We start from the raw sequence: 13108 nt of genomic DNA on the forward strand, positions 1-13108 counted from the left end.
TCAGCACTTCGAGGAGCTCCATGAACACCGTCCCGTCCACCGCCCTCCATGTCGCCACCACCGGGTCCGACGCCGCGGACGGCAGCGCGGACAGCCCGCTGCGCACCATCAACCGGGCCGCAGCCGTCGCACGACCGGGGGACACCGTCGTCGTGCACGGCGGGGAGTACCGCGAGTGGGTGACGCCGCCCCGTGGCGGGCTCAGCGACAGCCGGCGCATCACCTACGAGGCCGCGCCCGGCGAGCACGTGGTCATCAAGGGTTCGGAGCCGGTCACGGGATGGGAACGGGGTGGAGGGGACGTGTGGACGGTCGCGGTCCCCAACACCCTGTTCGGTGCGTTCAACCCGTACGCCGAGGAGATCGAGGGCGACTGGATCGTCTACCCGGAGAAGGACACGCCACGCAGGCACCTGGGCGACGTCTACCTGAACGGTCGGAGCTTCTACGAGGTGTCGAGCCTGTCGGAGGTCTTCGACCCACCGCTGCGCACCGAGATGATCGATGACTGGACCGGCGCCACCGACCTCGTTCGCGATCCCGAGCAGACGCGCCATGTCTGGTACGCCGAGGTCGGACCGGACCGGACGACGATCTGGGCGAACTTCCAGGACGCCGACCCCAACGCCGAGACGGTCGAGATCAACGTGCGCCGGTCGGTCTTCTACCCCACCGAGCAGCACATCGACTACATCACGGTGCGCGGCTTCGAGCTGGCCCACGCCGCGAGCCCATGGGCACCGCCCACCGCAGACCAGCCGGGCCTGATCGGGCCCAACTGGGCCAAGGGCTGGATCATCGAGGACAACGTCATCCACGACGCCAAGTGCTCGGCGATCTCGCTGGGCAAGGAGGCTTCCACCGGCAACAACTACGCCACGCTGCGGGGGGACAAGCCCGGCTACCAGTACCAGCTCGAGTCGGTGTTCACCGCACGCCAGATCGGTTGGGACCGCGAGCACGTCGGCTCGCACGTCGTGCGCCGCAACACCATCTACGACTGCGGCCAGAACGCCGTCGTGGGGCACCTCGGCTGCGTGTTCTCCACCATCGAGGACAACCACATCCACCACATCGGGACCAAGCGGGAGTTCTACGGGTACGAGATCGGCGGCATCAAGCTGCACGCCGCGATCGACGTCACCATCCGGCACAACCGCATCCACGACTGCACGCTGGGCACCTGGCTGGACTGGCAGACACAGGGCACCCGGGTCACCCGGAACCTGTTCCACGACAACAACCGCGACCTGTTCGTCGAGGTGAGCCACGGACCCTACCTGGTCGACCACAACGTCCTCGGCTCACGTGCGTCGCTGGAGGTTTTCAGCCAGGGTGGCGCCTTCGTCAACAACCTCGTGTGCGGCACCGTCTCGCTCGAGCCCGTCGTCGAGCGGCCCACGCCCTACCACGTGCCGCACAGCACTCAGGTCTCCGGCTATGCCGCCATCTTCGGTGGCGACGACCGCCACATCGGGAACGTCTTCCTCGGCGGCGACGCGCGCCACGCCTACGGGCCGACGGCGCGCGAGGGCCAGGTCGTCGGCTACGGCACCGCCGGGTACGACGGGCACCCGTCGTCGCTCAGTGACTATCTCGATCAGCTCGCCGATCCCTCCACCGGAGACCACGAACGGTTCATGAGCGCCAAGCAGCCGGTCTACATCCGGGACAACGTCTACGCCTCGGGCGCAGCACCGTACGAGGCGGAAGAGGGTGCGGTCGTCGTCGACGAACCGGACGTCTCGGTGGTCGTCGTGGAGGACGGCGACGGGGTCTACCTCGAGGCGACCCTGCCTCCAGGTTTCGACCGAGTGCGCACCAGGCCCGTGACGGGCAGGGACCTCGAGCGCGTCCGGCTCGTGGACGCGGAGTTCGAGGACCGCGACGGCAGTCCTGTCCAGGTCGACACCGACCTCGTCGGCACGCTCAAGCCCGCTACGGAGACCTACCCCGCCGGTCCGCTCGCCGCCCTCGCCTCGGGCGCATCGCGCATCCGGGTGTGGTGAGACGAGCGTCGCCGACGTCACCTGGGACCGCAGCACGGGTAGGTGACGGTGCGGCGGATCACCTCGGCCGGCTCGTGGGAATGTGCCCGCCACACGGTACTGCTGACCGAGAAGCACCGGGCCGCGTCGTGATGCTGGCACGGGTGCCTCCCCGGACGCGACCGAGATCGCGCAAGGTAGGCAGGCATGTCCACGCAACCTGGCTTTGTCGATCCTCCATCCACGCACTTCGAGGTCATGATGACCTCGGACTGGTGATTCCATGACCTGTCTGAAGGCGTGGGGTGTGCCACCATCCTGCGATGGCCGCTACTGACTCGATCCTTCCCGCACCACCGCTTCCTGGCGTCGTGCCTGCGCGAGCGCGCACTGTCTTCGTGGTGACGCACCCGGAGGCGACACACCACGTCGACGGATTGGTCGGTGGCCAGTTCGACTCGGAGCTGACGGCGAAGGGTCTCGACGACGCGGGTCGGATCGCTGCGGCGTTGGCCGGGAGGATCAGCGAGGAGCGCAGCCGGTCCGTGGTCTCGTCGGATCTGCGCCGGACGGCCCAGACGGCGACGGCGATCGGCGACGACCTGGGCGTCGAACCCCGTCTCGACAGGCGTCTGCGGGAGAAGTCGTACGGGGTGGCCGGTGGTCGTGAGCAGTCGTGGTTGGACGAACGGTTCGTCGCGCCGCCGGCGGTGGGGGACCGGCTGCGTCACCACGAGGGGGTCGAGGGGGCCGAGTCGCGCCTGGAGGTCGCGTGCCGGGTCTACGAGGCGATGTCCGAAGCCCTGGCACGCGACGTGGACGACCTGGTCGTCGTGACCCACGGTTTCGCGGCGACGTTCGTGGTTGCCGCGTGGATCGGGATGCCGATCGAGGCCACCGGTCACGTTGCCTTCCACGTGCGCTCGGGGAGCATCACGACTCTGCGTGAGGACGGCTTCTTCCACAACCGCGCCGTGGTGGCGGTGGGGGAGACCTCGCACCTCGTTGCCGACTGACGACCGTCGCCACGGCTACTGAGCTCCGACGTGCGGGCCGCACTCTCGGTCAATCGCCGACGCCCCGTGGCGCGTTCATGACCACGGTCCCAGGGGGGGTCGGCGTCGAGCAAGGTCAGGGAACGACGGCGTGCTCGGTGAACTGGCCGCAGGAGCGGAACCCCAGGCGGCGGTAGACCGGCTCACCGTCGGGTGACGCCTGCAGGACCGCGACGCGGTGACCGTTGTCGAGGGCCGTGCGGAGCGTCGCCCGGGTGATGGCGCCGCCGTAGCCCCGTCGACGGTGGGTGGCGAGGGTCGAGATGTTGTAGATGCCGGCGACTCCCGCATGGAGGAACACCTCGGCGGAACAGACCGGACGACCCTCGACGTAGCCGACCAGGTACCGGGCCGCACACTGCGTGGCCAGCGCCTGCGGCGCAGCCTGGGTGAAGAAGCGGCGGACCGTGTCTGCGGGCGGGTCCCAGTTCGCGGCCAGCACGGTGGCGTGGTCGGCGAGCTGCCCAGGTGTGGTGACCTGCTGGATGTCGAGGTCCTGGGCGCTGGGCGGCGCCAGGCTGTCGTCCAGCGTGGTCCACATCGCTGTCTCGTGCTCGGACGCAGGAAGGCCAGCCGCCGTCAGACGGGTGCTGAGGTCCGCTGGTGTTGAAGCGGGGCCCACCCACCAGGAGAAGGTGCGGCCGGTGCGAGCCAGTGCCCGAGCCGTCTCGGTGATGCGTACCGCGGCGTCGGTGACGGTGAAGCGGGCTGCGGCAACGATGTTGAAGGTGTCGTCGTCCAGCCCGCTGTCGGCGACCAGGAGGTCACCGCGTTCCGTCACGGTCGCACCAGCCATGCCTCTGTGCAGGTGACAGGCATGCTCTGCCAGGTTGCGCTCCATCCGGAGCGTCACGTCGGCCTCGTCGAGGAAGGGATCACTCATGGCAGAGGAGCCCAGCATGACCGCGGCAGGAACGCACGCGAATTGAGCCGCCCGGGCAGCAGCAGGTGCTGGGAGTGCTCGTCGCCAGCGACGCCCAAGGTCGCGCAGAGCATCCCTGAGCTGATGCGTGGTGCTCGAGCTGAACGGGTCTCATGATCGAGCGGGCGATGAGTTCCTGATCATGCTGTGCACCACGGGTCCGTCGCCGGTGTGGTGGGTGTCCGTCAGAGCAAAGCCGAGTCGTTCGTAGAACGTGACGTTGCGGGCGTCGGAGGTCTCGAGGGACACGCGCGGCGCACCTGTCTCGTCGAGATGCTGCAGTGCTGCGGTGGTGACGAGGGTCCCGAGGCCTGCACCCTGCTCTTCGGGGACGACACCGAGTGTGGCAAGAATCCATGCGTCTGAAGGGGACGCCGGGAGGTCGAGGTTCGCGACGGCGTGGAGTCGGGTGCCGTGGAGGTCTGCGATCCTCTCCTGGACCGTTGCGGGTGGGGTAGGAGCCGTGGGTGGCATGAGGGCCGTGACGGCGCGCACCTGTGAGTCGACGAGCACGACGCCGTGTTCCAGCGCCAGCTGCAGGTAGATCTCTTGGAGCTCGGCGAGCCGGTGGGTGTAGTCGTCGTTCGGGATCACCCACCTCGTCCAGGGATAGTCGCGGAATGCGGCGGCGAGCACGCTCACCGCGGCGGGGAGGTCGGCCTGCGTAGCGCGGCGTACGGAAGTCGTCACGAGGCATCGCCTTTCAAGGGAGTTCGGCTCGGTTGCTCGATCGCACCGGTGTCTGCGATCTCTTGCAGGGTGCGCACGTGCTGCGAGAAGGCCTCGCTGCCGTGGTCGGTGATGCGAACCCAGGTGCGAGTCCGCCGTCCGGCGGCCTCCTTACGGATCTCGACGAGGTCCGCGTCCGCCAGGGCAGTCAAGCTCTGGGAGAGGGAGGAGTCGCTCACCTCGACCAGGTCGGCGAGGAAGCGGAAGTCTGCGCTCTCGAGGTGTGCGAGGGCGGCGAGGACGGAGAAGCGGACGGGGGAGTGGATGAGGGAGTCCAGGTCCCTTCGCGGGTGGGTCATCGGCGCGCACTCGCGAACGCGCAGGCGGCGAACGGTGACGCGGCGACGACGCCGGCGGCGACCCACCATGAGGCCCCGGTCGCGCCGAGGAGCTGCAGGGCGGGGTCGAGCATGACGAAGTACAGGATCGCCCACGTCGCGACGGAGATCCCCATGTCGCGGATCCAGTGGCGTGGGGCGGCCTCATGGTTCCTCGCCACGGCGGACCACAGCAACGCAAGGACGACGGCGAAGACTCCGGTCGCCGGCCACCACGGCGCTCCGAGCACGTCGAGCGCGACGGTGTAGGTGAGGGCGGTGACGGCGTGCGCGAGGCTCAGCCAGGGGTACCAACGCGTCGCCCTGCGGGCGTGCGCCGCGACCGTGGCGACCTGGTGCAGCTGACGTTCGGCTTCATGAGGCGTCATCTCGTTGTCAGGCATGAAAGCACTTTAACATAGATAAAGTCACACCTCCCGAGTCATGCACGTCACCCCCGCCGAAGGGATATGCGCGCTCGTCTTCCTGCAGCCCTGAGCACCGGCGCGGGTCGGGAGGTCTGCGCGGGTTCCGCAAGGCAGCCCGGGTGCGAGCATCCTCCGAGGGGCACCACGGAAGGGTCGGCCATGAACGCGTCCTCGATGACGGGTCGTGTCCATGGTCATGACGACGACCTGGCCGCCCCGCGGGTCCGTCCGGAGGTCGGAAGGGCGCGCGCGCGCCACCTGACGACGGGTGGGAGACGGATTTTCGCCGGACCTGACGGCTACTCTCGGCCCATGCGCAGCGAGACCTTGCGAAGGACCGCCCGGGGCGTCGCCGTCGTCGCCGCGCTGCTCGCGGTCGCCGACGGCTTCCGGTGGGGCAACCGGTGGTACGTCTCGACGATGTTCGGTGGCGCCCGGAGCGGCAACGACCTGGCGGCCGAGAGGCTCGCGGGCGCCCACGGCGCGCTGGTCGCGTGCTTGTGCTGGCTGAGCCTGGCGATCGTCGCCGCCGTCGTCGGCTGGCAGCTCCGCGTCGTCCGCGCGTAGCCCGCCCGACGGCCCGCCCACCGTTTGTCAGCCAGGCCCGGCCGCCGCGGTGATGTGGCTGAGGACGCATACCCAGCGGTCCTCCCGTCGCACGAACACGTCGGTGGTCCACTCGTCGGCGTCGAGTCGTCGCCCGGCATGATGAGCGGTGTTGGTGACGCGCGCCGTGAGCACTGCCGTCTCACCCCAGACCCGGACCCTCGGGGCCGTGACGCGCTCCATGGCCGTGTGGGTCAGCTCCCCGGACCGGACCAGCGCCAGGAACTCCTCCCGTGCTGTGGTGCCCTGCTCGGAGACGATCACCCAGTCGTCCGCCATGAAGTCGGCGATCCGTCCGGCGTCGTTGGCGACGATCGCCCTGGACCACTCGTCACTGATCGCGACGATCTCTGCCGTCGGGCCATCGCTCGACCCCGCCTCGCTCACGTCGTGGCCCATGCGTGCTCCTCCCGGCCTGGTCCTCACAGACTCTCACCGGGCGGGCGGGGTCGCCGAGGGTCTGGTGGCGCTGCGCGTGGCAGGTCGCCGCGCGACAAGATCCGGCGCACCATAGCGTCGGGACAGCCGTGCACCGCCGGAACCACCACGAGGAAGGACAGTCGATGGGTCTCTTCGGCCGCCGCAGACCGCCGACCACCCGCACGAGCACCGAGGTGCGACCGCCCGCACACGAGGTTCGTACCGAGGGGGGAGCGTCCCGGCTCTGGTCGGACGGTGTCGGCCGCGTCGCCACGCGGTCGCTGCAGGTCCTGGCGATCCTCACGGTGGTCTCCGTCTTCGTGTTCGTGGGCACGCGTCTGACGCTCGTGGTGATCCCGGTGCTCGTCGCGCTCGTGCTGGCGGCGGCGATCTCCCCGCTGGTCTCGTTCCAGCGGCGGCGCGGTGTGCCGTCGATCGTGGCGACGTGGACCTCGCTCCTGACGCTGGTCGTCCTGCTGGCGGCGGTCGTGTGGCTGGTCGTGCGTGCGGTCGTGGACCAGTGGGACGAGCTGCGCGACCAGGCGCTCGAGGGCTTCGACTCCCTGCAGTCCTACGTCCAGAACCTGCCCTTCGACATCTCCGAGGAACAGCTCGAGTCGGTGCGGGACTCCGCGGTGGACTTCCTGCAGTCGAGCGCCGTGGGGACCGGCGCCATCGCGGGCGTCTCCCAGACCGCCGACTTCGTGGCGGGCTTCTTCATCATGATCGTCGTGCTGTTCTTCTTCCTCAAGGACGGCCCGGCGATGTGGGAGTTCCTGCTGAGGCCGTTCGAGGGGGCGGGCTACGAGCGGGGGCACCGGGTCGGAGCCGCGACGATCAGCACCCTCGGCAACTACGTCCGCGGGACGGCGATCGTGGCGGCGGTCGACGCGATCGGCATCGGGATCGGGCTCGCGATCGTGGGTGTGCCGCTCGTCATCCCGCTGGCGGTGCTCGTCTTCCTGCTGGCGTTCATCCCCCTGGTCGGTGCGACGCTGGCGGGGATCCTGGCGGCTCTCGTGGCTCTCGTGGCGGTGGGCCCGGTCGAGGCGCTCATCGTGGTCGCGATCGTCGTCGGGGTGAACCAGCTCGAGGGCAACTTCCTCCAGCCGATCGTCATGGGCCGGACCCTGCGTCTGCACCCGCTGGTGATCCTCTTCGCGCTGACGACGGGCACGGTGCTCGTGGGCATCACGGGCGCCGTCCTGGCGGTGCCGATCGCCGCGTCGATCTGGCGGGCGATCCAGGTGTGGGACGGGCCCGACCAGCCGGCACGCTTCGCGCGGAAGAAACGTTCCGAGACCGTCTGACGAGGGGTTCGTTCCCCGTCCGGCCGAGGGGCACCAGAAGTCTAGGGAGGTCCCGCGCGCTCGCCGGCGCGATGCAGGACGAACCCTGCGTGGTGCAGGATGCCGCGGTGGTACTGGCCGAAGGCCCAGAAGCCGGTGTCGTCCAGGTAGGTGATGCGATCGTCGTCGAGCCAGAAGCTGCCGGTGTAGGCGTCGCGTCTGCCGCCCCGCGTCTCGCTGTAACGCCCGTCCGGGCTGAGGTACTGGGTCATGTCGCGGCGGGAGTCCGTCCATGCGCCCAGGCGGGGGGAGTCCCTGCTGAGGTCGTCCGTGCCTGCAGGACGCCGTGGTGCGCCGTGCCTGACCACCTGCTGCCCATGGACGACGACGGCCTCCAGGTCGCGAGGGCTGACGACCAGCATGCTCCGGATCGCCGAGACACCGACCGACCCCTGGATGACGGCGAAGGTCGCCGGACGACCAGGTGTGAGGTCGAAGCTGTCGTCCGGTGCCGGAGGGCTGGCCGCGAAGACCGTGTCGACGAGCAGGGGCACCACGGAGCACCCGGACGCCTCGATGATCGTCGTGTCGTCGCAGGAGACGTCGTCCTCGGCGATGACAGGGCCGCTGACCCGCAGGTCACCACGGTGGACCTTGCCCGGAGCGGTGTGGATCGTGGCGTCACGGACGAGCATGGTCGTCGGGCTCCTCCTCGGTCTCACCGCGGCGGGGGTCGCGGACGTCTCTGGCGACGAACCTACGCGGGTCCCGGTGACGTTGCCTGGTCCTGCTGCACCCAGGTTGACCAGGGCGGTCCGACCCGCCTCGTGGGTCGCGGCACCCCGCTCACGACCCCGTCCCGACGAGCAGGTCGACCGTGACCAGCACGTAGTCCTCGTCACGCAGGTCGTCGATGATCTTCGGCACGGCGTCGACGGTGGTCGGGTGGATGTCGTGCAGCAGCACGTTGCTGCCGTCCTTCACCCGGTCGCGCACGTCCCGGCGGATCTGCTGCGCGTCGCGGGTCCGCCAGTCGTCGCTGTCGAGGCTCCACAGGACGACGTCGAGCCCGGTGCGCGTCGCGAGGGTCCGGACACGGCCGTCGACGTCGCCGTACGGCGGGCGCAGCAGGAACGGTGTGGACCCGGTGGCGTCGGTGACGGCGTCCTGGGTGCGCCGGAGCTCGTCGCGCACCTCGGCGTCGTCGAGCGTGGTGAGCTGCGGGTGGCTCCACGAGTGGTTCGCCACCAGGTGACCGCCGTCGGCGACGGCGCGTGCGATCCCGGGACGGGCGGCGACGCTCTCACCCAGCAGGAAGAACGTGGCGGGGGCGTCCTTGCGCTCGAGGATCCGCAGCAGGCGCCGTGTGTCCGCGACGGGCCCGTCGTCGAAGGTCAGCGCGACGCACCTGTCCACGCGGCAGTCGACGCCGTCGTCGCGGGCGGCGGCGAGACGTCCGGTCCGGATGTCGGCCAGCCGGTCGGACCAGAGGGCCTCGGAGGTCTCGAGCAGGGTGTCGCGCAGGGAGAGGGCCTCGTCCGGGTCGACGGCGTCGGGCCCGGCGTCGAGGGCGGCCCCGGCCTCGGTGACCGCCTCGTCGAGCGGACGCAGGGTGCCCGCGCCGACCTGGCCGTCCAGGTCGCTCAGGGCGTCACGGCCCTCGACCGCGGCGGCCTGGAGCTCGTCGTACGCCCACTGCCGGCGCGCCTCGACGACGGCGGCGCTCGCCTCGTCGACGTCGGTGGCGGCGGCGTCGAGGTCGGCGGGCGCAGGGTCCGAACCGTCGACCGCCTCGACCTGTACCGCCGGGAGGGTCTCGGGGTGGAACGGGTTCGGGCGGGTGACCTCGTCGACGGTCCGTGTCACCTCCTGGTAGGTGACCTCGGTGTCGCGCAGCTCCTCGGCGTCGTCGAGCGCCGTGGCGAGCGTGTCCCGGACGTCGGGGTCGGGCACCTGGTCCTCGCTGGCCGCGAGGACCGACCGGGCCTCCTCGGTCGTGCGGTCGAGATCGTCGAGGCTGGACGTGTACGCGTCCTCGGCGCGGGCCTGGGACGCGGCCGCCTCCTCGGTGACGCGGGCGACCTCGGCCTCGTGCTCCGCCACCGCCCTGACCCAGGCCCGGTGCTCGACCGTCCCGACGGCGACGGCCGCGAGGACCAGGACGACGAGAACGACCCACCACCAGCGCACACCACGCCCGCGCTGCGGGGTGTGCTCGGCGGAAGATCCAGGAGAGGTGCTCACAGCACGATCTTCCGGGGAACCCGGTGCCACGGCTACCCCGGGACTAGACCTCGGTCGACTCCCAGTGCCACGGCTCGTACTTCGAACCCCCGGGACGCGCCCAGGCCGGGTTGACCCAGCCGAGCGCCGGCGCGTTCGCGTCCAGCCACGCCCAGCGGTCCCCGGCGTAGGTCTCCGGGCAGAGGTCGACGGCGAGGCCCCAGCCGTGGTTGGAGGTGCCGGGGGTGGCGGCGAGGTAGCCCTTGGCGGCCTTGGTGGCGACCTGCAGCTCGTAGGAGCGGTACCCGTCGGTGAGGCACATCGGCTCCCCGAACCGGGCCGTGTAGAGCTCGTTGAGCTCGGCCAGCGAGCGGGCGACGTCGGCGCGGACCAGCACGGTCCCGGGCCACGGCGCGCAGAGCTGGTCGCGGGGGATCCGGCCGTTGGACCACCCGGTCGTCACCTCGACGTCGCAGCCGGGCGGGTTCTCGGGTGCTTCCGGTGCCGGCTGGATGGCACGGTCCGTGCGGGGCAGCCGCTCGTCGCTGCGGGACACGCCCAGGGATCGGTCGACCGTCACGGCGGGCGGGTCCTCGACGGCCGGCCGGTCCGGCACGGCCGCGCGGACGGCGGCGGAGCTCACCGTGCGGGTGGTGGTGTCGGCGTCGGTGGTGGTGCCGGCGGGTTCCGCCTCGGCCAGGTAGGTACCGCCGGTGGTGAGCACCAGGGCGGCGGCGGCCGTGACGCTCAGCGTGACCCGCGGTCCGGCGGTGGAGCGACGGCGTGGCTTCTCCGCGAAGTGGCGGCCACGGGTGGCCTGACGCGTGCGCCGGGAGGGAGCCGGCGCGGCGGTGTCGCGCGCGTGCTTCATGCCGCGGCTCCCCGGGCCCGACGTCGGCGGTCGGTTCGCGCGTCGGCGGGCGGGCAGGGGTCGTCCATGAGGAATCTCCTGACGCCTGCGGGGTTAGCTGTCGGGTTCGGGTCGGAGACTGACCCGGCCGGCGGAGCCGGCTTCACCCCGAGGACGCGGTGCGCGCCCGAGAAGTGGGTCCCCCGTCCCTGTCGTGATCTGGGGAGCAACGGGTGGTGACAGGGCTCGGCGAGCCACCCGCGCACCTCGCTTCGCGAGATGGAGAGACCATATCCACTCCCGACCTCTTTGTCACGAAGACGTAACGACGATGTCGACCGGGCCTGCCTGCCGGCTCTCGGACCGCCACGAGAACCCGCACCGATGAGTCGTGGCCCCGCCAGGGATCTACCTCCAGAACGCTCGTGGTCCGACCGGGCCGGGGCGGTGCCGAGGGAGGGGCGTGCAGATGATGAGCGGCGACAGCGGCACGACGGGTGCCCGACGGCGATGGTGGTGCCTGGCCGTGGTGTGCCTGGCCATGTTCATGGGCGTGCTGGACTCCACGAGCGTGTACGCGGCCTTGCCGGAGATCGCCGCGGAGCTCGACTTCGCTCCGGCCGAGGTGCAGTGGGTGATCACCGCCTACGGCATGGCGATCGGCGGCCTGCTCCTGCTGGGCGGGCGGCTCGCGGACCGTCTGGGACGACGGCGGGTCTTCCTGGCCTCGGTGGGGCTGTTCGCGGTGGCGTCGTTGGCGTGCGGGCTGGCGGCCTCCAGCGAGCTGCTGATCGCTGCCAGGGCGCTCCAGGGCGTCGGTGCGGCCGTGATGACGCCCGCGGGACTCTCCCTCCTGATGGGCGTCTTCCCCGACGGGCCGGACCGCAACAAGGCGCTGGGCATCTGGGGCGGGCTGGGTGGCACCGGTGCCTCGGTGGGGTTGCTGCTGGGCGGCGTGCTCACGGACCGGGCCGGGTGGGAGTGGATCTTCCTCACCAACGTCCCGGTCTGCCTGCTCGTGCTCGCCGTGGGTCCGGCCCTGCTGCCCGAGGCCACGGCGCACCGGCAGCGGCTCGACCTGCCGGGCGCGGTCACGGCCACCGGCGGACTGGTGCTGCTGCTGCTCGCGCTCTTCCGGGTCGCCGAGCACGGGGTCGACACCCTCACGGTGCTCCTCCTCGCGGGAACGGTGGTGGCGGCGGCCCTCTTCGTCGTCGTCGAGCAGCGCAGCCCGGCGCCGTTGGTGCCGCTGCGGATCTTCGCCTCGCGCGCCCTGGTCGGGGGCAACGTCGTGATCCTGACCGCCGGCATCGCCGTCGACGGGTTGCTCATCGTCATGACTCTCTACGCTCAGCAGGTGCTGGGCTTCTCGGCGCTCCAGTTCGGCCTGACCATGGCGATCATGACCGTCACGTCCGTGCTGGGCGTGCTGGCCGGGCAGCACCTGGTGACGCGATCGGGGTTCCGGCTGGTCGCCCCCGGAGGCATGACCGTGCTGGCCGGGGCCCTCGTGCTGCTGAGCCGCCTCTCGTCCGACGGGACGCTGGTGCGGGACCTGCTGGCGGGCCTGGTGCTGTTCGGCGCCGGGATGGGTGCGGCGTTCGTCGCCGGGCAGATCGCCGCGCTGTCCGGCGTCGCGGACGGGGACGCCGGGCTGGCGGCCGGCCTGGAGGAGACCTCCTTCGCCGTCGGGACCACCCTGGGTGCGGCGCTGGCCTCGGCGGTCGTCGTCGGCTACGCGGTCCGGGACGCCGAGCCGACGACGACGGCACTGACGGACGGGTTCGCCGTGGCCCTGCTGGTGCTGGCCGGCGTGGCCACGATCGGTGCGGTGCTCGCGGTCACGCTGCTGGGTGCCGGGCGGCGGCACGAGCCGGTGCCCGAGTCCGTGGCGACGGCGGTCGGGCGGTGAGCGGCCTCGACCTGACGGCCGAGTTCCACCGGCGTACCCGGCCCGACCGGACCGAGCTGCTGGCGCTCGGGTACCGCTCCCGACCAGCCTGGGCGGTCCCGCGCAGCCCTGGCCTTCGTCGCCTTCTTCGACCCGCGGCTCTTCGCCCGATTCGGGCTCTCGGGCGCGACAAGGCCGCTCCGTGTGTGACGCTGGTCTCCGTTGACCTCAAGAGCGGTCGAGGTCCTAGGCTCGGAATGTCTGATCTCTACGGAAGGACCGATGCACGATGGCCGTCTACACGTTGCCTGACCTGCCCTACGACTACAGCGCCCTGGAGCCGCACATCAGCGGCAAGATCATGGAGCTGCACCACGACAAGCACCACGC

General features: G+C 70.9%; 13 protein-coding genes, 1 pseudogene and 1 riboswitch. Of the genes and pseudogenes, 6 read left to right on the forward strand and 8 right to left on the reverse strand.

The features are described from left to right. The first annotated feature begins 20 nt into the window (after window positions 1-20). Window positions 21-2009 (forward strand): right-handed parallel beta-helix repeat-containing protein, encoded by a 1989-nt coding sequence (locus tag HDG69_RS16800; RefSeq protein ID WP_171784961.1) that lies wholly within the window; start codon window positions 21-23, stop codon window positions 2007-2009. Between the two features lie 302 nt (window positions 2010-2311). Then, entirely contained in the window at window positions 2312-3004 is a 693-nt protein-coding gene (locus tag HDG69_RS16805) for a histidine phosphatase family protein (protein ID WP_171784962.1), read from the forward strand. A gap of 115 nt (window positions 3005-3119) precedes the next feature. Here the strand turns inward: HDG69_RS16805 and HDG69_RS16810 are convergent, their stop codons facing one another. The 4 genes from HDG69_RS16810 to HDG69_RS16825 form a co-directional block, all read right to left on the reverse strand. Beyond that, window positions 3120-3926: a GNAT family N-acetyltransferase gene (locus HDG69_RS16810; protein WP_216645804.1), complete on the reverse strand. Its 807-nt coding sequence runs from the start codon at window positions 3924-3926 to the stop codon at window positions 3120-3122. Window positions 3927-4076: 150 nt separating this feature from the next. Next, window positions 4077-4607 (reverse strand): GNAT family N-acetyltransferase, encoded by a 531-nt coding sequence (locus HDG69_RS16815; protein WP_216645805.1) that lies wholly within the window; start codon window positions 4605-4607, stop codon window positions 4077-4079. Between the two features lie 44 nt (window positions 4608-4651). Then, complete coding sequence (locus HDG69_RS16820; protein ID WP_171784964.1) at window positions 4652-4993, reverse strand: transcriptional regulator; 342 nt, start codon at window positions 4991-4993, stop codon at window positions 4652-4654. Further along, the gene (locus tag HDG69_RS16825; RefSeq protein WP_171784965.1) at window positions 4990-5415 is read right to left on the reverse strand and encodes a hypothetical protein; all 426 of its coding nucleotides are present in this window, start codon (window positions 5413-5415) and stop codon (window positions 4990-4992) included. Before HDG69_RS16825 ends, HDG69_RS16820 begins: the two co-directional genes overlap by 4 nt. Window positions 5416-5751: 336 nt before the next feature. On the opposite strand from HDG69_RS16825, the gene HDG69_RS16830 reads away from it, so the two are divergent. Beyond that, the gene (locus HDG69_RS16830; protein ID WP_171784966.1) at window positions 5752-6006 is read left to right on the forward strand and encodes a hypothetical protein; all 255 of its coding nucleotides are present in this window, start codon (window positions 5752-5754) and stop codon (window positions 6004-6006) included. Between the two features lie 27 nt (window positions 6007-6033). Here HDG69_RS16830 and HDG69_RS16835 read toward each other — a convergent pair whose 3' ends face one another. Then, on the reverse strand, window positions 6034-6444 hold the full coding sequence (locus HDG69_RS16835) for a nuclear transport factor 2 family protein (RefSeq protein WP_171784967.1): 411 nt from the start codon (window positions 6442-6444) through the stop codon (window positions 6034-6036). Between the two features lie 164 nt (window positions 6445-6608). On the opposite strand from HDG69_RS16835, the gene HDG69_RS16840 reads away from it, so the two are divergent. Beyond that, window positions 6609-7775 carry an AI-2E family transporter gene (locus HDG69_RS16840; protein WP_171784968.1) on the forward strand — a complete coding sequence of 389 codons (1167 nt, stop codon included), beginning with the start codon at window positions 6609-6611 and terminating at the stop codon, window positions 7773-7775. 41 nt (window positions 7776-7816) lie between these two features. Here HDG69_RS16840 and HDG69_RS16845 read toward each other — a convergent pair whose 3' ends face one another. The 3 genes from HDG69_RS16845 to HDG69_RS16855 all read right to left on the reverse strand — a co-directional run bounded on the left by HDG69_RS16845 (window position 7817) and on the right by HDG69_RS16855 (window position 10848). Next, window positions 7817-8449, reverse strand: coding sequence for an Atu4866 domain-containing protein (locus HDG69_RS16845; protein ID WP_171784969.1), 633 nt, complete (start codon window positions 8447-8449; stop codon window positions 7817-7819). Window positions 8450-8600: 151 nt separating this feature from the next. Continuing rightward, window positions 8601-9998, reverse strand: a complete 1398-nt coding sequence (locus HDG69_RS19655) for a polysaccharide deacetylase family protein (RefSeq protein WP_171784970.1) — start codon at window positions 9996-9998, stop codon at window positions 8601-8603. Between the two features lie 43 nt (window positions 9999-10041). Next, a complete protein-coding gene (locus tag HDG69_RS16855; RefSeq protein WP_171784971.1) occupies window positions 10042-10848 on the reverse strand; it encodes a M15 family metallopeptidase in 807 nt (268 codons plus the stop codon). Between the two features lie 68 nt (window positions 10849-10916). Continuing rightward, window positions 10917-11069, reverse strand: a riboswitch (cyclic di-AMP (ydaO/yuaA leader). Between the two features lie 227 nt (window positions 11070-11296). Here HDG69_RS16855 and HDG69_RS16860 point away from each other — a divergent pair. Both HDG69_RS16860 and HDG69_RS16865 read left to right on the forward strand, forming a co-directional pair. Continuing rightward, window positions 11297-12739, forward strand: coding sequence for an MFS transporter (locus HDG69_RS16860; RefSeq protein WP_246256762.1), 1443 nt, complete (start codon window positions 11297-11299; stop codon window positions 12737-12739). A gap of 268 nt (window positions 12740-13007) precedes the next feature. Beyond that, a pseudogene (locus tag HDG69_RS16865) lies at window positions 13008-13108 on the forward strand (superoxide dismutase); the annotation flags it as partial.

The organism is Isoptericola halotolerans (assembly GCF_013149785.1).
In the GTDB taxonomy this organism is placed as follows: Bacteria; Actinomycetota; Actinomycetes; order Actinomycetales; family Cellulomonadaceae; genus Isoptericola; species Isoptericola halotolerans.

Bases quoted from the DNA above. Each gene is read 5' to 3' on its own strand.
- HDG69_RS16845 (WP_171784969.1), bottom strand. From the start codon at position 8,449: ATGCTCGTCCGTGACGCCACGATCCACACCGCTCCGGGCAAGGTCCAC.
- HDG69_RS16855 (WP_171784971.1), bottom strand. From the start codon at position 10,848: ATGAAGCACGCGCGCGACACCGCCGCGCCGGCTCCCTCCCGGCGCACG.
- HDG69_RS16810 (WP_216645804.1), bottom strand. From the start codon at position 3,926: ATGAGTGATCCCTTCCTCGACGAGGCCGACGTGACGCTCCGGATGGAG.
- HDG69_RS16830 (WP_171784966.1), top strand. From the start codon at position 5,752: ATGCGCAGCGAGACCTTGCGAAGGACCGCCCGGGGCGTCGCCGTCGTC.
- HDG69_RS16820 (WP_171784964.1), bottom strand. From the start codon at position 4,993: ATGACCCACCCGCGAAGGGACCTGGACTCCCTCATCCACTCCCCCGTC.
- HDG69_RS16860 (WP_246256762.1), top strand. From the start codon at position 11,297: ATGATGAGCGGCGACAGCGGCACGACGGGTGCCCGACGGCGATGGTGG.
- HDG69_RS16825 (WP_171784965.1), bottom strand. From the start codon at position 5,415: ATGCCTGACAACGAGATGACGCCTCATGAAGCCGAACGTCAGCTGCAC.
- HDG69_RS16805 (WP_171784962.1), top strand. From the start codon at position 2,312: ATGGCCGCTACTGACTCGATCCTTCCCGCACCACCGCTTCCTGGCGTC.
- HDG69_RS16835 (WP_171784967.1), bottom strand. From the start codon at position 6,444: ATGGGCCACGACGTGAGCGAGGCGGGGTCGAGCGATGGCCCGACGGCA.
- HDG69_RS16840 (WP_171784968.1), top strand. From the start codon at position 6,609: ATGGGTCTCTTCGGCCGCCGCAGACCGCCGACCACCCGCACGAGCACC.
- HDG69_RS16800 (WP_171784961.1), top strand. From the start codon at position 21: ATGAACACCGTCCCGTCCACCGCCCTCCATGTCGCCACCACCGGGTCC.